This is a genomic window from Sutcliffiella horikoshii, from assembly GCF_019931755.1.
Taxonomy (GTDB): Bacteria; Bacillota; Bacilli; order Bacillales; family Bacillaceae_I; genus Sutcliffiella_A; species Sutcliffiella_A horikoshii_E.
In genome coordinates, this window is sequence record NZ_CP082918.1 from 2,897,418 (window position 1) to 2,917,302 (window position 19,885).

Annotated in this window: 19 protein-coding genes; 3 read left to right on the forward strand and 16 right to left on the reverse strand. The window is 41.9% G+C overall.

What is annotated here, in order from left to right:
• Nucleotides 1-10 precede the first annotated feature (10 nt).
• Both rpsU and K7887_RS14975 read right to left on the reverse strand, forming a co-directional pair.
• Nucleotides 11-184 carry a 30S ribosomal protein S21 gene (rpsU, locus tag K7887_RS14970; RefSeq protein ID WP_010196218.1) on the reverse strand — a complete coding sequence of 58 codons (174 nt, stop codon included), beginning with the start codon at nucleotides 182-184 and terminating at the stop codon, nucleotides 11-13.
• Nucleotides 185-340: 156 nt separating this feature from the next.
• A complete protein-coding gene (locus K7887_RS14975; protein WP_223490262.1) occupies nucleotides 341-904 on the reverse strand; it encodes a flavin reductase family protein in 564 nt (187 codons plus the stop codon).
• Between the two features lie 68 nt (nucleotides 905-972).
• Here K7887_RS14975 and K7887_RS14980 point away from each other — a divergent pair, with 68 nt between their 5' ends.
• Nucleotides 973-1,899: a Na/Pi symporter gene (locus K7887_RS14980; RefSeq protein WP_223490264.1), complete on the forward strand. Its 927-nt coding sequence runs from the start codon at nucleotides 973-975 to the stop codon at nucleotides 1,897-1,899.
• Between the two features lie 527 nt (nucleotides 1,900-2,426).
• Here K7887_RS14980 and deoC read toward each other — a convergent pair.
• From deoC to gpr, 13 genes are all read right to left on the reverse strand, one after another.
• A complete protein-coding gene (gene deoC, locus K7887_RS14985; RefSeq protein WP_148987651.1) occupies nucleotides 2,427-3,098 on the reverse strand; it encodes a deoxyribose-phosphate aldolase in 672 nt (223 codons plus the stop codon).
• 150 nt (nucleotides 3,099-3,248) lie between these two features.
• The gene (gene mtaB / locus K7887_RS14990; RefSeq protein ID WP_223490265.1) at nucleotides 3,249-4,613 is read right to left on the reverse strand and encodes a tRNA (N(6)-L-threonylcarbamoyladenosine(37)-C(2))-methylthiotransferase MtaB; all 1,365 of its coding nucleotides are present in this window, start codon (nucleotides 4,611-4,613) and stop codon (nucleotides 3,249-3,251) included.
• Between the two features lie 10 nt (nucleotides 4,614-4,623).
• Entirely contained in the window at nucleotides 4,624-5,376 is a 753-nt protein-coding gene (locus tag K7887_RS14995; protein ID WP_223490266.1) for a 16S rRNA (uracil(1498)-N(3))-methyltransferase, read from the reverse strand.
• Between the two features lie 15 nt (nucleotides 5,377-5,391).
• A complete protein-coding gene (gene prmA / locus K7887_RS15000) occupies nucleotides 5,392-6,333 on the reverse strand; it encodes a 50S ribosomal protein L11 methyltransferase (protein ID WP_010196205.1) in 942 nt (313 codons plus the stop codon).
• A 45-nt stretch (nucleotides 6,334-6,378) separates the two neighbouring features.
• On the reverse strand, nucleotides 6,379-7,506 hold the full coding sequence (gene dnaJ / locus K7887_RS15005) for a molecular chaperone DnaJ (protein WP_223490267.1): 1,128 nt from the start codon (nucleotides 7,504-7,506) through the stop codon (nucleotides 6,379-6,381).
• Nucleotides 7,507-7,826: 320 nt separating this feature from the next.
• Nucleotides 7,827-9,665 carry a molecular chaperone DnaK gene (gene dnaK / locus K7887_RS15010; protein WP_223490268.1) on the reverse strand — a complete coding sequence of 613 codons (1,839 nt, stop codon included), beginning with the start codon at nucleotides 9,663-9,665 and terminating at the stop codon, nucleotides 7,827-7,829.
• A gap of 188 nt (nucleotides 9,666-9,853) precedes the next feature.
• Nucleotides 9,854-10,456, reverse strand: a complete 603-nt coding sequence (gene grpE / locus K7887_RS15015; protein WP_223493669.1) for a nucleotide exchange factor GrpE — start codon at nucleotides 10,454-10,456, stop codon at nucleotides 9,854-9,856.
• A gap of 48 nt (nucleotides 10,457-10,504) precedes the next feature.
• The gene (hrcA, locus tag K7887_RS15020; protein WP_223490269.1) at nucleotides 10,505-11,536 is read right to left on the reverse strand and encodes a heat-inducible transcriptional repressor HrcA; all 1,032 of its coding nucleotides are present in this window, start codon (nucleotides 11,534-11,536) and stop codon (nucleotides 10,505-10,507) included.
• An 81-nt stretch (nucleotides 11,537-11,617) separates the two neighbouring features.
• The gene (hemW, locus tag K7887_RS15025) at nucleotides 11,618-12,757 is read right to left on the reverse strand and encodes a radical SAM family heme chaperone HemW (RefSeq protein ID WP_223490270.1); all 1,140 of its coding nucleotides are present in this window, start codon (nucleotides 12,755-12,757) and stop codon (nucleotides 11,618-11,620) included.
• 108 nt (nucleotides 12,758-12,865) lie between these two features.
• Nucleotides 12,866-14,701: a translation elongation factor 4 gene (gene lepA / locus K7887_RS15030; protein ID WP_223490272.1), complete on the reverse strand. Its 1,836-nt coding sequence runs from the start codon at nucleotides 14,699-14,701 to the stop codon at nucleotides 12,866-12,868.
• A 168-nt stretch (nucleotides 14,702-14,869) separates the two neighbouring features.
• Entirely contained in the window at nucleotides 14,870-15,220 is a 351-nt protein-coding gene (locus K7887_RS15035; RefSeq protein ID WP_223490273.1) for a DUF3679 domain-containing protein, read from the reverse strand.
• 25 nt (nucleotides 15,221-15,245) lie between these two features.
• The gene (gene spoIIP / locus K7887_RS15040; RefSeq protein WP_223490274.1) at nucleotides 15,246-16,436 is read right to left on the reverse strand and encodes a stage II sporulation protein P; all 1,191 of its coding nucleotides are present in this window, start codon (nucleotides 16,434-16,436) and stop codon (nucleotides 15,246-15,248) included.
• A gap of 69 nt (nucleotides 16,437-16,505) precedes the next feature.
• Complete coding sequence (gpr, locus tag K7887_RS15045; protein ID WP_223490275.1) at nucleotides 16,506-17,702, reverse strand: GPR endopeptidase; 1,197 nt, start codon at nucleotides 17,700-17,702, stop codon at nucleotides 16,506-16,508.
• 219 nt (nucleotides 17,703-17,921) lie between these two features.
• Here gpr and rpsT point away from each other — a divergent pair, with 219 nt between their 5' ends.
• Nucleotides 17,922-18,188 carry a 30S ribosomal protein S20 gene (gene rpsT, locus K7887_RS15050; protein ID WP_010196181.1) on the forward strand — a complete coding sequence of 89 codons (267 nt, stop codon included), beginning with the start codon at nucleotides 17,922-17,924 and terminating at the stop codon, nucleotides 18,186-18,188.
• A 152-nt stretch (nucleotides 18,189-18,340) separates the two neighbouring features.
• Here rpsT and holA read toward each other — a convergent pair whose 3' ends face one another.
• The gene (gene holA, locus K7887_RS15055) at nucleotides 18,341-19,366 is read right to left on the reverse strand and encodes a DNA polymerase III subunit delta (RefSeq protein ID WP_223490276.1); all 1,026 of its coding nucleotides are present in this window, start codon (nucleotides 19,364-19,366) and stop codon (nucleotides 18,341-18,343) included.
• Nucleotides 19,367-19,688: 322 nt separating this feature from the next.
• On the opposite strand from holA, the gene K7887_RS15060 reads away from it, so the two are divergent.
• Nucleotides 19,689-19,823, forward strand: coding sequence for a YqzM family protein (locus K7887_RS15060; RefSeq protein ID WP_010196171.1), 135 nt, complete (start codon nucleotides 19,689-19,691; stop codon nucleotides 19,821-19,823).
• Nucleotides 19,824-19,885 lie beyond the last annotated feature (62 nt).

Genomic DNA, 19,885 nt, shown 5'->3' on the forward strand with positions numbered 1-19,885 from the left:
CACCCTCTTGTTAAAATTTACGCTTTCTAGCAGCTTCAGACTTCTTCTTGCGTCTTACGCTTGGTTTTTCATAGAATTCACGCTTTCTTGCTTCTTGCAACGTTCCAGTCTTTGAAACTGAACGTTTGAAACGGCGAAGAGCATCTTCAAGCGATTCGTTTTTACGAACAACTGTTTTTGACATTCTAATTCCCTCCCTCCAGAACAACCACTAACATTTTCAGAAAAAACATGATCCCATAAATGCAAAAAAGCATGTATAGAACATGTACTTACCAATTATAATATATTCACTATAGCTGGTCAACAATTATAAGGAAATGCTTTAAAACATTCTACTTTAACTATTATTCCGATATAGGTTTATCACCTTAGAATCCTTGCCTGCCAACATGTATTGCGATCTTCCCAGATAGAGGGGGATCGAAAGTTTTTCCCAGTCAGGCAGCCCATTTTCGGCAAATAGTCCTTTATCCTTGTAAAATCCGGTCATCTCCCCCACAAACCAGTCATGATCTCCATATGTTTGCTGGTCCATCAATTTGCATTCATAGGCAATGTACGCTTCTTTTAGGATAGGTGCGGAAACTGTTTTTCCTTGTTCGAATTCTATATTCAGTTCTTCGAATTTATTATGCTCTTTTCCTGTAAGCATACCAGACTGTTGTATGTAATGTGCGAACTTTTCCGGCACAAAGTTAATCGCGAACTCTTTAGAGTTTTGGATTAAATAATGGGTGTATCTCTCCTTTGCAATTGCAACTCCATAGATAGGCGGTTCATATGATATGTAGCTATGCCAACCTGCAGCCATGATATTTTGTTCTCCGTTCCATTTAGCAGTTACCAGGGCTACCATGCCTGGATAGCTATGCATTACGGTATTTGTCGTCCACTCTCTCATATGTACAATCTCCCCTCTTCTTTTCTGGTCATTCTTGTCCACCACCAGCATATATTGTGATAGAGGTGATGGGCTTGTTTTCTATTATAACGTTATTGGCTGTTTACTTAGCGATTTTTTTAATTGGAATGACCGTTATGAGGTCAGGGCTGCTTCAACTGTCCGAGGAGAGAACAAAAGGCTATCTCACCAAGTTCACGGATATGCCTTGGAAAGGCTTGTTGATTGGGATATTGATTACAGGCCTTTTGCAGAGTAGCTCTGCTGTTATGGTTATTACTGTCGGTTTGGTGGCTGCTGGCTATTTAACCTTCTATCAGTCCATTGGCATCATGCTTGGCAGCAACATCGGGTCCACTTTCATTACAGAGCTCATTACTATAGATATTTCACAGCTGATCTTCCCGATGCTGATTATCGGATTTTTATTTTTATTTTCTAAAAAGAAATTACCCTTTAGTTTCGGTTCTACGTTGTTTGGTCTCGGTTGCTTATTTGTCGCGATGAACGGGTTCGAATCATTAGCGATACCTCTGGCAGGCTTTCCGTCTGTGCAGGATATGCTTGCGATGACCAATGACCACCACCTATTCGGGGTAGGGATTGGGACGCTGCTTACAGCCATCATCCAGTCAAGCTCTGCTACAACCGGTATCAGCATGAGCTTTTTAAATAATGACCTGTTATCTCTTCCTGCAGGGATTGCGATTATGCTTGGTGCTAATATCGGAACGTGTGTGACTGCTTATTTGGCTAGTATTGGTTCGATCCGGGAGGCCAAGTTAACAGCTTATGCACATATTTGGTTGAATGTAATTGGGGTGGCGGTGTTTTTCCCTTTGATTCCTTTGTTGGGTGGACTTGTGGAGTTGCTTGCTTCCAGTGCTGACGTTCAGTTGGCTCATTCGAGTTTGATCTTTAATGTGATAAGTTCTGCTTTGGTGTTGCCGTTTGTGCGGCCTTTTGCGCGGTTTGTGGAGAGGTTGCATGGTTGAATTTTTAGACTGTTTGGTGGGGCTGGTGGTTGGTGGGGGCATTGGGGGCCGTTTTCTACGACCGTTTGCGGAGATTTGTTGCCTGTTTGGGCTTAGAGAGGCGTTCTCTACGTCCGTTTTCTGATATTTGTTGCCTGTTCGGGCTTAGAGAGGTGTTCTCTACGACCGTTTGTAGTGATTTGTTGCCTGTTCGGGCTTATAGATTCCTTTTATTTACTTCTATACGACCATTTGCCAAGTTTTGTACCTTATTCGAGCTTATAGAACCGCTCTATACGACCGTTTGCCATGATTTCTAACTTGTTCGGGCTTATAGAACCCTTCTATACGACCGTTTGCTAAGATATCTAACCTATTCGGGCTTATAGAACCCTTCTATACGACCGTTTTCCATGATTTCTAACTTGTTCGGGCTTATAGGTTCCTTTTATCCTCCTACACAACCATTCCCTACTATTAGGTCACATAGAACAATCAAAAAAAAGCACTCCCCCAAGCAGAAATGCTCTAGAGAGTGCTTTTATCATCTAATAATCAGTATCAGCTGTTAATCCTTTAACAATAGCGATACCAGAGCTTGCTCCGATACGTGTAGCTCCAGCTGCGATCATTTCTTCTGCACCTTTTGCATCACGAACACCACCGGAAGCTTTTACTCCGATTTCAGGTCCTACAGTTTGTCTCATTAGAGCTATGTCTGCAACAGTTGCTCCTCCAGTAGAGAAACCAGTGGAAGTTTTCACATAGTCAGCTCCAGCTTTTACAGCCAACTGGCATGCTCTTACTTTTTCTTCGTTTGTTAGCAGGCAAGTTTCGATGATGACTTTAGTCAAAGCGCGGCCTTTAGCTGCGTCTACAACTGCACGGATGTCACGTTCTACTAGCTCATCGTCACCGTCTTTAAGAGCGCTGATGTTGATAACCATGTCCACTTCAGTGGCACCGTTTTCAATCGCATTAGTTGTTTCGAATGCCTTCACTTCTGGAGTGTTAGCTCCTAGAGGGAATCCAATTACTGTACAAACTTTAACATTGCTTCCTTCTAAAAGTTCTGCAGATGTCTTTACCCAAGTCGGGTTAACACAGACAGATGCAAAGTTATATTCTCTTGCTTCTTGGCAAAGTACTTCTACTTGTTCTTTTTTTGTATCGGCTTTCAATAATGTATGATCAATCATTTCTCCAATGTTTGTATGCATGTTCATACTCCTTTCAATTTAAGAGGTCTGACCTCTAACATCATAACATGATTCCATTATTTTGGCGAGTACAATGTTAGTATTGCCTGCAACTTTTTCTTCACGACAAAAAAGTGACTCCATAATAATGGAATCACTCTCTTTATTTTCTTATGAACTTAAACGAATATTCTCTTCTTCAATTCGTGGCGCATCTTCAAGCACGCGAACGAATTGCCCTTCGTTGTAAGGATATCCAGCTTTAGCAATTTTTACTTTAACAAGCTTTCCAACCATTTCTTCTGTTGCAGGAAAAACAACTTTTAGATAGTTGTCTGTGTAACCTACATATAAGCCTTGGTCTGGTGCTTCTTTGTAGATTTCTTCCGGAATGACTTCTAATACTTCATCTTCAAAAGTGGAAGCATATTCTTTTGCCAGTTGATCAGAGAGTGCAATTAGGCGATGAACTCGCTCATTTTTCACTTCTTCATCTACTTGGTCCGTCATTCTTGCCGCTGGCGTTCCAGTACGTTTGGAGTACGGGAATACATGCAGCTCAGAGAATTTATGTTCTTTGATGAAGTTATATGTTTCCATGAACTCTTCTTCTGTTTCACCAGGGAAGCCGACGATAACATCGGATGTGATTGCAAGTCCAGGTAATGCTTCTTTCAATCGGTCCAAACGCTCTGCAAAGAATTCCATCGTGTATTTACGACGCATTCTTTTTAGAACCGTATTAGATGCAGATTGGATTGGAATATGAAGGTGGCGAACAATTTTATCGGAGTTGTTCAGCACTTCAATTACTTCATCCGTGATTTGGCTTGCCTCAATGGATGAGATACGGATACGCTTTAAGCCTTCCACTTTTTCATCCAATTCACGAAGAAGCATTGCGAAGTTGTAATCCTTCATGTCTTCTCCGTAACCGCCTGTGTGAATTCCAGTCAAGACAATTTCTTTATATCCTGCATCGACCAATTGTTGTGCTTGTGTCACAACTTCTTGCGGGTCACGGGAACGCATAAGTCCACGAGCCCAAGGGATGATACAGAAGGTACAGAAATTGTTGCAGCCTTCTTGGATCTTTAGGGAAGCACGTGTGCGGTCAGTAAATGCCGGCACGTCCAACTCTTCATAGACACGAGCCTTCATGATGTTTCCTACGCCGTTAATAGGTTGACGCTCTTGCTTGAACTGCTCGATGTAATCAAGCATTTTCACGCGGTCCTGCGTTCCAACGACGACATCGACTCCGGGAATCGCCATGATTTCTGCAGGAGAAGTTTGTGCGTAACATCCAGTTACACAAATAACTGCATCAGGATTTTTACGGATCGCACGACGGATCACCTGACGACTCTTTTTATCCCCAGTATTCGTAACAGTACAGGTATTGATGACATACACATCTGCCGTACCTTCGAATTCTGTACGTTCATAATTATTTGCTTTGAAAAGCTGCCAGATCGCTTCTGTTTCATAATGGTTCACTTTACACCCTAGTGTGTGAAAGGCAACAGTTGGCATGTTTTCCACCTCACATTAATTCAAAATGATACGAAATCGCGGCAAGCACATATAGCGGTGCCGTTTCCGTTCTTAATATTCTTGGCCCAAGCGCGCAAGGAACAAAGCCATGTTCCACCAGTTTATCGATTTCTTTTTCGGTGAGGCCCCCTTCAGGACCGAACACACAAAGAACCGATTCACCGTGCTTCATGTTTTTTAGGGTGTTCGCAAATGCGGAACTTTCCCCTTCCTTGGCACTCTCTTCATAGGCAACAATTTTATAAGTATAGTCTTTGCTCTTCTCTATAAGTTTGGCTAGTGTAGCAGGTTCCTCTACTACAGGTACCATCGAACGATGAGATTGCTCCGCTGCTTCCTTTGCAATCTTATTCCAGCGTTCTACTTTCTTTTTGCCTTTTTTTTCATCCCACTTCACAATCGAACGAGCAGCATTAAAAGGGATAAACGACTCTGCTCCGAGTTCTGTTCCCTTTTGTATCACTAACTCCAATTTATCCCCTTTAGGCAACCCGTTCGCAATCGTAACACGAACCGGAATTTCTGTTTCAGCCTTTATCCATTCTACAATATCTGCCACTACCATATCATTGGTAATTTCAGCAATTTTGCAAAGGGCCGTTTGCCTGGTTTCCGAACAGCTGCATAGGAGTTGATCGTCCTCGTTCATCCTCATAACTCGAATGATATGATGTACATCTTCCCCTGTGATGGTGATGGATGTTTCATCTATTTGATTGGAGTTAACAAAATAACGTTGCACGATCTTCACCCTCGCTTATTCTTCTTTTTTGGCGATAAATGCCACCCAGTCTTCCATCATCATCGTTTCTTCAATCTTGAAGCCTGATTTGATGAGGGCGTCTTTCACTTCTTGCTTTTTCATGCTGATGATTCCAGAAGAAATAAATGTTCCTCCGTTTTCCAACACGCGATAAACATCATCCGTAAAACGGACGATAACTTCTGCCAAAATATTAGCAACAACAACATCGACTGGTCCTTCTACATTTTTAAGCAAGTTGTTTTGTTTCACCGTCACTGTTGGATGTACTTTATTTAGCTTGATATTCAGTTTTGCAGATTCCACTGCCACATCATCTAGATCCAAAGCGAGTACTTCCTTTGCATCTAGCATGGCTGCCGCAATACTTAAAACCCCGGAACCTGTACCTACATCAATCACTTTATCTTGAGGTTTGACGGTTCTTTCGATCGCTTGAATGCAGAGTACCGTCGTTGGGTGTGTCCCTGTTCCGAAAGCCATCCCTGGGTCAAGTTCAATGATTTTCTCATCAGAGCTGACTGGTTCATACGTTTCCCAAGTTGGGACGATGGTGAACTTTTCGGAAATTTTCACGGGATTGTAGTACTTTTTCCATGCCGTTGCCCATTCTTCTTCGTTCACTTCACTGATGGAAATATTGTTTAGGCCAAGATCGATATCATAGACCAAAAGGTTATTGATTGCATCCTTTATACCTTCCACCGTTTCACCTAAAAAGCTGTTAACAGGAAGGTATGCTTTCATTACGACGCCTTCTTCCGGGTAATCATCTGGATTGAGTTGGTATATCTCTCCGAATTGATCTTCTCGTTCTTTAGTTAGTTCAAATGGATCCTCTATTACCACCCCGCTTGCACCTGCTTCGTGAAGAATATGGGATATCGGTTCCACTGCCTCATTTGTTGTATGGATACTAATTTCTGACCATTTCATACATACCAACTCCAATCCTAGCTTAATGAAAGCTATTGATACTTTTTATTCACCTTTTAGGACACGTTTCACTTTTGAGAAAAAGCTATCTTCTTGTTCGTCCGGAGCTTGCCCGCTAGTTTCAGCAAATTCACGGATTAATTGTTTTTGTTTCTCTGATAGTTTTGTAGGGGTGATCACTCTGATCTTGATATGTTGATCCCCTTGACCATAACCACGAACATTGGCAATTCCCTTGCCTTTTAGGCGGAAGTTAGTGCCAGTTTGTGTTCCGGCCGGTACTTTCAGCTTCACTTTACCATGCAGCGTTGGAACTTCTACTTCATCCCCAAGTGCAGCCTGCGCAAAAGTAATCGGCATTTCGCAATATACATCATCGCCGTCACGCTCAAAGAATTCGTGTCTACGAACATGGAAGACTACATACAAGTCTCCGGCAGGTCCGCCGTTCACTCCAGCTTCCCCTTTACCTGCTACGCGCAATTGTTGTCCTTCGTCCACACCTGCAGGGATGTTGACTTTGATTGTATTGCGTTTTTTCACACGGCCTGCGCCATGGCACGTTGTACATTTGTTAGGGATGGATTTCCCGGAGCCATTACATTTGGAACAAGTTCTTCTGTTAACGATTCGTCCAAACGGCGTGTTTTGTTCTACACTTTCCTGACCTGTTCCACGACATTGAGAACAAGTTTCTACTTTCGTACCAGGCTTTGCACCTGTTCCTGTACAAGTATCACATGTTTCTTCCACAGGAATCTCAATGGTTGTTTCTTTTCCGAATGCTGCTTCTTCAAAAGAAAGGGTCATTGTATATTGAAGATCTGCACCTTGTCTTGGAGCGTTTGGATCACGACGTCTTCTTCCGCCGCCTTGACCGCCGAAAAATGTTTCAAAAATATCCTCAAATCCGAAGCCGCCTTCAAATCCACCGCCGCCTCCAAAGCCTTGGTTAGGATCAGTATGTCCAAATTGGTCATAGTGCGCTTTCTTTTGGTCGTCGCTTAGTACTTCGTAAGCTTCTTTGATTTCTTTAAATTTGTCCGCTGCATCGTCTGCTTTATTGATGTCCGGATGGTATTGTTTGGATAGCTTTCTGTAAGCTTTCTTTATTTCATCTTTCGACGCGCTTTTACTGACGCCAAGCACTTCATAGTAATCGCGTTTACTCATTAAATACCCACTCCCGTTTCATTCACATAAAGGTTATTGTATCACCTGAAAGAGGGAAAAAGCAATAAAAGTTATATGCTTTAACCTCCGATAACTCCTTGGCACCTTCCGTTTCAGGTGGTCGCTTTCCGCGGGGCGGTGCTTGAGCCTCCTCACTTCGTTGCGGGGTCTCAAGCTACCGCTACTTCCCCGCAGGAGTCGACCACCTTACACTCCAGGCACCAAGGGATGATTCCTTTTCCTCCTTACATAAAAAGAAAGCCAAAGCCATGGCTTCGACTTTCTTTTTATCTTTATCAGAAAAGCCCTAGGACTTTATCTTACTTTTTATCGTCGTTTACTTCTTCGTATTCTGCGTCGACTACGTTGTCATCGTTGTTTGCAGCGCCTTCTGCACCTTCTGCTCCTTGAGCCGCTTGTTGTGCTTGTGCAGCCTGCTCATAAAGCTTCATGGAAAGCTGTTGGACGATTTCTTGAAGTACATCCTTTTTCGTGCGGATTTCTTCTAGGTCGCCTTTTTCGATCGCAGCTTTCAATTCTTCTTTCGCGTCTTCTGCTTTTTTCACTTCTGCTTCTTCCACTTTGCCTTCTACTTCTTTAAGTGTTTTTTCAGTTGTGAATACAAGCTGATCTGCTTCATTGCGTAATTCTACTTCTTCTTTACGCTTTTTGTCTGCATCCGCATTTTCTTCCGCTTCTTGTACCATGCGGTTGATTTCGTCTTCAGATAGACCAGAAGAAGATTTGATTGTGATTGCTTGCTCTTTGTTTGTTCCAAGGTCTTTCGCACGAACGTTTACGATACCGTTTTTGTCGATGTCAAAAGAAACCTCGATTTGCGGCACGCCACGCGGTGCTGGCGGGATATCAGTCAATTGGAAACGACCTAGAGTTTTGTTGTCGCTCGCCATTGGACGCTCCCCTTGAAGTACGTGAATGTCTACCGCTGTTTGGTTGTCAGCAGCTGTAGAGAACACTTGTGACTTACTTGTAGGAATAGTTGTGTTTCTTTCAATAAGCTTCGTGAACACGCTGCCCATTGTTTCGATTCCTAAAGAAAGTGGTGTTACGTCAAGAAGTACTACGTCTTTCACATCACCAGTTAGTACTCCACCTTGAATAGCTGCACCTAAAGCAACTACTTCATCAGGGTTAACCCCTTTGTGTGGATCTTTACCAGTTTCTTTCTTGATTGCATCTTGAACGGCAGGGATACGAGTAGATCCACCTACAAGGATAACTTTGTCAAGTTCAGAAGCAGAGATGCCTGCATCTTGCAATGCTTGACGAACAGGACCCATTGTACGTTCTACAAGTCCAGCAGTAAGATCATCAAATTTCGCACGGGACATGCTTACTTCTAAGTGAAGTGGTCCAGCTTCTCCAGCTGTGATGAATGGTAGAGAAATTTGTGTGTTTGTTACACCAGAAAGGTCTTTTTTTGCTTTTTCCGCTGCGTCTTTCAAGCGTTGTAATGCCATTTTATCTTTAGAAAGGTCAATGCCGTTCTCTTTTTTGAATTCTGCTACAAGGTAGTCAATGATAACTTGGTCAAAGTCATCTCCGCCAAGACGGTTGTCACCAGCTGTAGAACGTACTTCGAATACGCCATCTCCAAGCTCTAGTACAGATACGTCAAACGTTCCGCCACCAAGGTCATAAACAAGGATTGTTTGATCTTCGTCCATTTTATCAAGACCGTATGCTAATGCTGCTGCAGTTGGCTCGTTGATGATACGTTCTACTTCAAGTCCAGCGATTTTACCAGCATCTTTCGTTGCTTGACGCTCTGCATCATTGAAGTATGCAGGAACTGTGATAACAGCTTTTGTAACTGTTTCTCCAAGATATTCTTCTGCATATCCTTTTAAGTGTTGAAGGATGATTGCAGATACTTCTTGTGGAGAGTACTCTTTTCCTTCTACTTCCACTTTGTAGTCTGTACCCATGTGGCGTTTAACAGACATGATTGTGTTAGGGTTTGTGATGGATTGGCGTTTTGCCACTTCCCCTACTTGGCGTTCGCCGTTTTTGAAAGCAACAACAGATGGAGTTGTTCTGTTACCTTCTGGATTAGGGATTACTTTTGGTTCGCCGCCTTCAAGCACAGCTACACATGAGTTTGTTGTACCTAAGTCAATACCGATGATTTTACTCATTTTGTTTTTCCTCCTATTGCAACTTACATTAATATGTAGTTATTTTTAGATTCGTGTTAACTGTTGATTTCCGTTGCAGGCACTCGCTTTCCGCGGGGCGACCTTGAGCCTCCTCGTTTCACTGCGGGGTCTCAACATTGTCGCTACTCCCCCGCAGGAGTCTCGTGCCTTCCACTACAATCAACAAGTTACTGCTTTACTTTTACCATGGATGGGCGGATGACGCGGTCTTTGAGCTTATACCCTTTTTGGAATTCTTCTAAAACAGTGTTGGATTCCGCTTCTCCCTCTTCCACCTGCATGACTGCCTGGTGTAGGTGTGGATCGAATGACTGTCCAACTGCTTCAATGGATTCTAGCCCTTCAGATTTTAGTGCTTCCACTAACTGACGGTGCACCATTTCCATGCCTTGTAAAAATGTTTTGATTTTCTCATCCTCTGATTCTACTTTAAGCGCACGCTCAAAGTTATCAAGAGCAGGAAGTATATCTGTAACAAGATTTTGTGCACGGTATTTCTGTGCAGCCTCTTGGTCAAGTCTCACACGACGACGGTAGTTATCAAAATCGGCTTGTAAGCGAAGCAGGCGGTTTTCCGACTCCTCAAGCTTAGCTTCTAATTCAGAAATTTTTTGTTGTTCTGCAGAAACTTCAACTTCTTCTACTTTTTCCGTCGTTTCTTCTGTTTCCTCTGTTGATACTTCTTCATTTTCAACTGTTGCTTGTTCGTTGTTCTCGTTTACCAATGGTTTCACCTCCCTCAAAGTGTAAAAATCATGATGTTTTTGCATGGTGATAGGACGGAGCAAGAACTCCATCCTCTAACAATATTTCCATGCTCAGTCCTTTTGATACAGTTTATTGACCGCCTGTGATAGGTCAGAACTGACAAGTTGCAAGAGACTGACCACACGCGAATATTCCATTCTGGTCGGACCAAGCAAAGCGATCGTGCCAAGCTGTTCGGGTCCGATGGAATAACTGGCTGAAATGATGCTGCAGCCCTCCATCCCAGGAATATTATTCTCACTGCCTATCTTTATATGGATGCCAGCTTCTTTTGCACGAATATGCTGAGACAAATCCTTGCCTTGGTCTATCAATAACATCAATGAACGAATCTTGTTGATGTCATTAAATTCGGGTTGGGCAAGCATGTTCGTTTTGCCCCCGAAAAACACCCTATCCTTTTCTTCCATGTAAAGAGTGGAACTTAAGGATTGCAGTATATTTTCGTAGTTTCCGATATGAGACCTTAACAAGGTTGCCACTTCTTTATAAAGCTTGTTGATAAGCTCTGAGAGAGGCACTCCGACTAAGCGTTCATTTAAAATATTGACCATTTTTTGTATATCGGATGAGTCCATGGTGGCAGGAAACGAAAACATTCGATTTTCCACATGGCCTGTATCCGTCACAATGATGGCAACTGCCTGTTCTGCATTAATTGGGATAATTTGAAGGTTTTTAAGCCTGTGATCCCGTACACCCGGTCCAAGGACAATGGATGTGTATTTGGTCAGATCAGAAAGAATCTGGGCTGATTTTTGAACAGTTTTTTCTAGTTCATATATTTGCTCACGAAAGATGGATTTAATTTCAAATACATCCCTTTTTGTCAGCCTTTCAGGAGAAAGCAGGTGATCCACATAATAGCGGTACCCTTTTTCTGACGGGACTCTTCCTGAGGAAGTATGAGTTTTTTCAATAAATCCTAATTCCTCCAAATCTGCCATCTCGTTTCGGATAGTGGCTGAACTGAACGAAATTTCATCTTTCTTCGAGAGCGTTCTGGAGCCAACAGGTTGTGCAGATCGGATAAAGTCGTCAATTATGACTTGCAATACTAACAACTGTCGTTCTGTAAGCACTCAGCATCACCTCTGTTAGCACTCCTATTCATCGAGTGCTAATTCTATAAATAAATTACCAAATACCTATTCACATGTCAATCAGATCGCACCAATAAAAGCTTGAAAAACTTCATTCCCAAGAAATTTCCCTTTTTTTGTTAAACGGATAAAGTCTCCTCGCTGTTCCAAAAGCCCTTTTTGAATGTTTTCTTCAATCGGCCCTTTAAGAATATTTAGCATCTCTGCGTCGAATTTTCGTTCAAATCTAGAGATAGAAACTCCTTGTGTCTTGCGTAAGCCTAAGAACATCTCTTCTTCGATTCTTTCTTCTCTTGTCACCACATGTTCCTCTTTATAAGGAAATCCAGTCTCACTGATGGAATCCATATATTTCTTCAGTGGTCCATGGTTTGCACGGCGAACACCTTCTGTATAACTGTGAGCACCCGCTCCGATTCCGTAATAGGACTCATTATCCCAGTATGTGAGATTGTGCTTGCTCTCATAACCTTCCTTGGCAAAATTTGATATTTCATACTGGTGGTACCCATGCTTTTCCATTTCATTCAAAAGAACATCATACATGCTGGTTTCTTCCTCTTGAGTCGGAAGCGGGAGTTTCCCCTTACTCATCAGATTATAGAACACCGTTTTCGGTTCAATAATCAACGAGTAGGCAGAGTAGTGTTCCATTCCAAGGGAAAATGCCGTATAAAGGGTATCCTGAAAATCCTCCACCGTTTGATCGGGAAGGCTGTATATGAGATCCACACTAATATTATCAAAGCCAGCTTCTCTGGCATGCTCGATCGATTTAAAAACATCCGTTTTACGATGAGATCTTCCTATTCTTTTCAAGAGGTCATCATTAAAGCTTTGAACGCCAAAACTTAGGCGATTTACCCCGCCCTCTTTTAATAACCGCAGCTTCTCAAGAGATAAATCTCCAGGATTTGCTTCAAAGGTATATTCTATGTCAGGCACCACATCAAAGTTTCGTTGAATGGATTCCAATAGGTAGGATAACTGCTTTTGGTTTAAAGCCGTCGGAGTTCCACCTCCAACAAAGATGGTTTCCAAATGTTGAGTCGGAAAACGATCTATTGTATTTTTCATTTCCACATCCATGAACTCCAAATAGGCATCCACTGGCTGATTTTTTAGAAAAACTTTATTAAAATCGCAATAATGACAAATATGCTCACAAAATGGAATATGGATATAGGCTGATTTAATCACAACAATCACACTTTCATTAAATAGTATCTAAACTATAGCACAGGCATTTCCATTATGAAAAAATACCGCATCTCTGCGGTATTTTTCGACTATAGCTTAATTAATCTATCACTTTTTCTTCGCTGCATCGTCCATTTTCAGGACCGCCATGAACGCTTCTTGTGGCACTTCAACAGAACCAACCTGTTTCATACGTTTTTTACCTTCTTTTTGCTTATCTAAAAGCTTACGTTTACGTGAAATATCTCCACCGTAACATTTGGCAAGAACGTTCTTCCCCATCGATTTAATCGTTGACCTAGCGATAATTTTTTGACCTACTGCAGCTTGGATTGGAACCTCAAACTGTTGTCTTGGTATAAGTTCCTTTAATTTCTCCACGATTATTTTTCCGCGGTCGTAGGCAGAATCGTTATGAACAATAAAGGATAGTGCATCCACTTTTTCAGCATTTAGAAGAATATCCATCTTCACAAGTTTGGAAGGCTTGTACCCAATCAACTCATAATCAAAGGAGGCATACCCTTTTGTATTCGATTTTAATTGGTCAAAAAAGTCATATACGATTTCAGCTAATGGAATTTCATAAACGATACTCACTCGAATATCATCGAGATATTGCATATCAATAAAGTTTCCACGCTTATCCTGGCAAAGCTCCATAACTGCTCCAACATATTCGTTTGGAACCATCACTGTTGCTTTCACATAAGGCTCTTCCACACGATCAATCGTTTGTGGATCAGGCATATTTGATGGATTATCTACACTCAGCTCTGTTCCATCCGTTAAATGTACCTGGTAAATAACAGACGGGGCTGTCGTAATTAAATCAATATTAAATTCTCGCTCGATACGTTCCTGAATGATTTCCATATGAAGCAATCCCAAGAAGCCACAACGGAAACCAAAGCCTAACGCTTGTGATGTTTCAGGTTCGTATTGTAGTGCAGAATCATTAAGTTCCAGTTTTTCCAATGCATCACGAAGATCATTGAATTTAGCTGAATCAATTGGGTAAAGTCCGCAGTATACCATTGGATTTAATTTTCGGTAACCTGGAAGCGGTGTAACAGCACCATTCTTCGCACTCGTGATTGTATCACCAACACGAGTATCGCCAACGTTTTTGATAGCAGCAGTTAAGAAGCCTACATCACCGACTGTCAGTTCATCCAGCATCACCGCTTTCGGTGTGAATACACCTACTTCGTTAACCTCGAACTCTTTTCCCGTTGCCATCATTTTGATTTTATCGCCAATCTTAACTGTACCATGCATTACCCTAATGTAAGCGACAACTCCACGGTATGGGTCAAATAAGCTATCAAAAATAAGTGCTTGCAAAGGTGCATCAGGATCACCTTGTGGCGCAGGAATCCTCTCGACAGCCTGCTCTAAAATATCTTCAATACCAATGCCTGCCTTCGCACTAGCTAAAACTGCATCAGATGCATCCAAGCCAATAACATCCTCTATTTCTTGGCGAACACGCTCTGGCTCTGCACTAGGCAAGTCTATCTTATTAATAACTGGCATAATTTCCAGATTGTTGTCTAATGCCAAATAAACGTTTGCAAGCGTTTGGGCTTCAATACCTTGCGCTGCATCTACCACTAGAATGGCACCTTCACATGCGGCTAAACTACGGGAAACCTCATATGTAAAATCGACGTGTCCAGGCGTATCAATAAGATGGAAAATATATTCTTCGCCATCATTTGCTTTATATCGTAATTGAACGGCATTCAATTTAATGGTAATCCCGCGTTCACGTTCAAGGTCCATGGAATCAAGCAATTGATTCTTCATTTCCCTTTGTGTCAATGCAGACGTTTTTTCTAAAATACGGTCTGCTAATGTTGATTTCCCATGGTCAATATGGGCGATGATGGAAAAGTTTCTTATCTTTGATTGTCGTTTTAACCGTTCTTCTCTGTTCATTATCTGTTTCACTCCTACACTTTCGGCAACGTACACTATTTCTGATTATATCAATACAGACAAGAAGATTCAATGAAATTTGAAGGGTTTGGTTTTTCACAGATAAAAAGAAGCTCCCACCTAGGATGTTGGAGGACTCCTGAATGATGGAAGCTTTTACTTTTTATATTATCCCGTTTTCTCTTCTACCGTATCTTGAACTTTGTTGAAAAGTCCGCTCATTAGACCAGAGACTCCGTCTGCTAGTTTTTTCCCAGCAGATGAGAAAACGTTGTATGCTTTGATGCCTTCAAGCTTTTCTTGTTTTTCTTTCATATCCTGAGAATCCAGTTGACGACCCAAGATGGTTCCATTATAGCCTTCAGCCGTTTCCGCTACACGAAAGGCTTCTCCTTGAAAGGCGGGGTCATCATATCCCTTCATTTTCCGCATCCCATCATTGGCCTGTTGCATTCCCAAAAGCACTCCAAGAAATAGCACAAGGGAAATGAATAAACATTTTACCATAAACCTCTTCATCGCACTTTCAGCTCCTATCTATTTATCATTGTGCGTCCCCTTCAGGCTCTCCGTCTACCTTTTCTGCCTGCCAGTAGATTTCACCGAAAACTTCAGCAAAAATCTCCAGGGTACGGTTCATCTCTTCAAACGTATTATCTACTCCCCCAACCTCTATCAGCATGGAATTAGGAGATAAATCTTGATTATAGATGCCATTACGAGTTTCGACAGCCGGAGGTACAAATATACCTTTACTTAAACCAGGGTGCAGCTTCTCTAATTTATTGTGGATCTGTTCAGCCAAGTATTGGTTCTTTTCATAGTTTTGATTTTTCTTCCCTATGACAAAATAAAGTCGGGCATGCGGGACGCCGTTAATATCCATAGTGGTACTTTTCCTTCTACCGGAGTCTCGGTGAACGTCAATCAGGTAATTGATGTCTTGGTTGCCTGCCATTGCCTCTTCCACAATTGGACGGGTCACATCATAGGACTGTCCATACACCCAACCTCTATTTTTTAAAGCCAAAGCCGTATCGGTAGTATCTATGTCCGTTCCGATTCCGCGCTGAATCAATTCTTCCTGAAGCTTTTTGCCAAGCCTCGTTACATTGACTTCAGGGTGACTCGCAGCATTCGGACTTGTCACGCCTTCCAAATACGGCAAAAACGATTCCCTTGAGTGAGAATGATAGATAAAAACGGTCCGCTTATCTCCCGTTGTCTGCGCAGGAGGCGGCGTATCCTCACCCTCTTCTTCCTCCTCTAACTCAATGATGGAAGCTTGTCTCTCTTCTAGCAACACTTCCATGGGAGGCGATGATTCCACTGGCATATCTGTATAATTGACTCCAGATCCTGCTACAAGAATTTCTCCGTCATAATGAGCAAAACCCGGGATTTCGTTTCGAATAAGGCTTCGCGGGTCATCAAGGTTGAGACTTGTCGTGAGTTCAAACAAAGCGGAAGCATAGTTCGGCGCCTTTGCCTCACTTGAAAGACCTTGTGTAAAATAAGCATTTGTATAACCGAATATATGTAACAGCGACTCCCCTGAGAATCGTTTGGAGAACTCATGGATGGAGCTTGAGCTGACTCGATATTCTGGTTTAAGAGAGGTCATGACACCGGATACCGCAAAGACGAGTATAAATCCTAAGATCACTGCTACGACTGATTTTTTTAAGCTTGTCCCATTTAATATTACGATGCGTGAGGAGCGGTAGCCCTTCATTTTCTCACCCTTTCACATACTTGTTGCTACTATATGTATGCGAAAGGGGGAAAAGTAGAACTATGACTCTTAGTGTGTATATGCATCTACATTATCCTGGTTCACATGATAATGCAGGGCAGCATTCAAACCTTCTGCCACGACATTTGCCATATCTTCTATAAAATCATCTACTTCTTTTGGTGTTACCATCAGATTATGACCTAGCGGAGAGAGAACTTCGTGAATTAATCTACGCTTCTCCTCTTCCTCAAGCGTCCCCACGATTCCAAGGAAGTTTTTGCGATGTTCTTCCCCTGGCAGGTCCTCTTCCGTAAGCGTCCTTTTTTCCCCGAACGTCATCCCTGCAGGCGCAAGGGACCTTGAAGGACTGTCTCCTTCTCTCATTTCTTTACCAAAATGCTTCAAGATGAAATCAATCGTATCACTGGCCATCGAAACTGCGTCTACCACCGTTGGAATACCAATAGCAATCACCGGAATTCCTAGTGTTTCTATACTAAGCTCTTTACGTTTGTTGCCCACCCCTGATCCGGGATGAATGCCTGAATCGGAAATCTGGATGGTCGCATTTACTCGTTCAATGGACCTTGCAGCCAATGCATCAATGGCAATGACAAAATCAGGTTTTGATTGCTCCACCACACCGACGATGATGTCACTTGTTTCAATACCTGTAATCCCCATTACACCAGGGATAATCGCACTTACCGGCCTAAACCCATCTTGTACCGACTCAGGCTGAAGCTTGAAAAGATGTCTCGTTATTAATAAATTTTCACAAACTAAAGGACCAAGGGCATCAGGGGTAACATTGGTATTTCCCAGTCCTACTACTAAACAGCTTGCATCCTTGGAAATATTAAGCGAGTTCAAAAACGCACTAAATTCTTTTGCAAAAACCTCTTCTACTTTCTTTTGAAGGTCACTGTCCTTCTGGCGGATACCCACAGTTTCAAGTGTGAGGTAGTTTCCCGGCTTCTTTCCAGTCATCTCTGCCCCTTTGTCAGAGATAGTGACGGTCGTGATATTCACTCCATCTGTTTGCCTTTCCTTTACCACTACGCCTTCAATCGCTGAAACTGGTTGTGCTGATTTTTGGTTGTTTTCGTTGGTTTGATTGTTTGCATTTGTTTGGTTTTGTGCATTCTGATTCGTTCCATTTTGACGATTTTGTTTTTCTATAGCCATCTGGTTGGCTTCAATTGCCAAATCCGTTCTTACTTCATATTTACTTAAATCCAAAGGTTGTTGTGGTTGAGTCATCTCTTCATGCCTCCAGCATTGCCAAATTTTAGTTTTATTTTGACCTTACAATCTTTTTTCATGCATAAAAAAACCCGTGAAAATAACATTCAAGAAAATTCCCTTGACTCCCTATTGCATAATGTTTATGGATTTGATAAAATATCACTTGTTCTCATAAGTAAAGAAATGTCGAGTTTTATATATTCTCGATCGTTGAATTGTATGGAGGTGAAAGATATGCCAAACATTAAATCTGCTATCAAACGTGTAAAAACTAACGATGTACGTCGTGCTCATAACGCTACTATCAAGTCTTCTATGCGTACTGCTGTGAAGAAAGTAGAAGCTTTTGTTGCTAACAACGATGTTGAAGGTGCAAAAACTGCTTACCTAGAAGCTGCTAAACGTTTAGACAAAGCTGCGCAAAACGGTATCATCCACAAAAATGCAGCAAACCGTCAAAAATCTCGCCTAGCGAAAAAAGTAAACGGAGCTACTGCATAATAAAAGGGCGATCCGGACGGGTCGTTTTTTTATTTTTTGTCCTTTGGGGGTCAGACCCCCAAAGGATTTTTTTGATTTATGTCGAATACTAATATAAAAAACCACCGAACCTCTTATGTTCGGCGGCTAGAAAGTCTTCTTATTTAGTTATTTCATTTCACCGGGGCAAGTTTGATCAGCAGCATTTCCATCGCCAGCTGTTTATCTATTTTCCCGCTTTTCATCAAATAATCAGCCTCAGCTAGGTCGTCCACCATTTTCATTAGTTCCGCTCGCTCAAAATACCTGCCTTGTTGGGATGCTAATTTTACACGGTATGGATGCACTCGTAAAATACCCGCCATCTTTTGCTGACTATATCCTTGTTCACTTAAATCTTTTACTTGATACAACAGGCGGAACTGATTTGCAATCAACGCGTGTAGTTTGATTGGCTCTTCATTGTTGCGCACCAAATCATAAAACAGCTCCAATGCTTCGTCCACTCGCCTATGTACCATTTTTTCAATCAACTCAAACACCGAATGTTCTATGGATTTCGCCGCCAACAGCTTAACTGTATCAACGGAAATTTCCGGTTCAGAAACGCCGATATACATCGCCATTTTATTGATTTCCTGTGAAAGGACGGACAGGTTGACACCTGCGATTTTCAGCAGTTCTTCTGCAGCCGCATCACTTAGATCGGCTCCGTTTTGCATGGCTTTTTCCTTCATCCACGTCTTAAGGTCCCGCTCACCCAATGGTTGAACTTCAATGACCTCGGCCTGCTTTTTTAACTGTTTCACTACCTTTTTCCGCTCGTCCAACTTTTCATATGAGGCCTGTATGACAAATATGGTATATGGTGCAGCTTCTTGTATGTATGCAAGAAATCGGTCTGTATTATGTTCTACTTTGCTTTTACTTTTTTCTGCAGTCAGAAAGAATGGATTTGATAAAACCACCACTCGTCTTTCTCCCATAAAAGGCAATGTTTCTGCATCTTCAATGGCTATATCCACTGGCTGTTCTTCCATATCATAAAAGGAAAGATTGAAATCATGCTCCTCTTCATCGAGTGCATGCTCTATGATGGAATCTCTAATTTCTTTCATTAGAAATGCTTCCGTTCCCAATAATAAGTATATTGGCGCAAAATGTTTGGCCTTTATTTTTTTCAATGCTTCGATTCCCATTTTTTTGCTCCCGTCATCTGTTTCTTTACTTCCTTATCGTACATGAGAATTATGTAGATTGACAAGCATCAAAACAGTAGCAAAATGCAAAGGAGACTAGTTCTCACCTACAAAGAACTAATCTCCATTTTATATAAACGTTAACGATGCGAGCCCCAGGTAACTCGCCCGTCAACGATTGCCCCGTTTGGGTGTAATACTATGTTCTCCTCGAATTTCCGAACTATTTGTGACAACTCTTGTCAATGGAGGAAAAGCAAAAATGACTGGTGGATTTTTTTTGTTGTATAGCTTATACTAATGTGTGATAGGAGGGATACTTATGAACGAATTTGAGAAAAGCGTCCAAAGTAAACGAAACGATGCAGTAGATTCTGGTGTCGGTTTTATCGTATCCTTCGGTTTTTTCGCAACAATCTTTGCAATGGCAACATTGATTCAGTACCTAGGATCTTAATGACGGCATAATGTTACATACCGTCGTGATTCTTTTCCAAAGCCAGTTGTGAAAAGAATGAG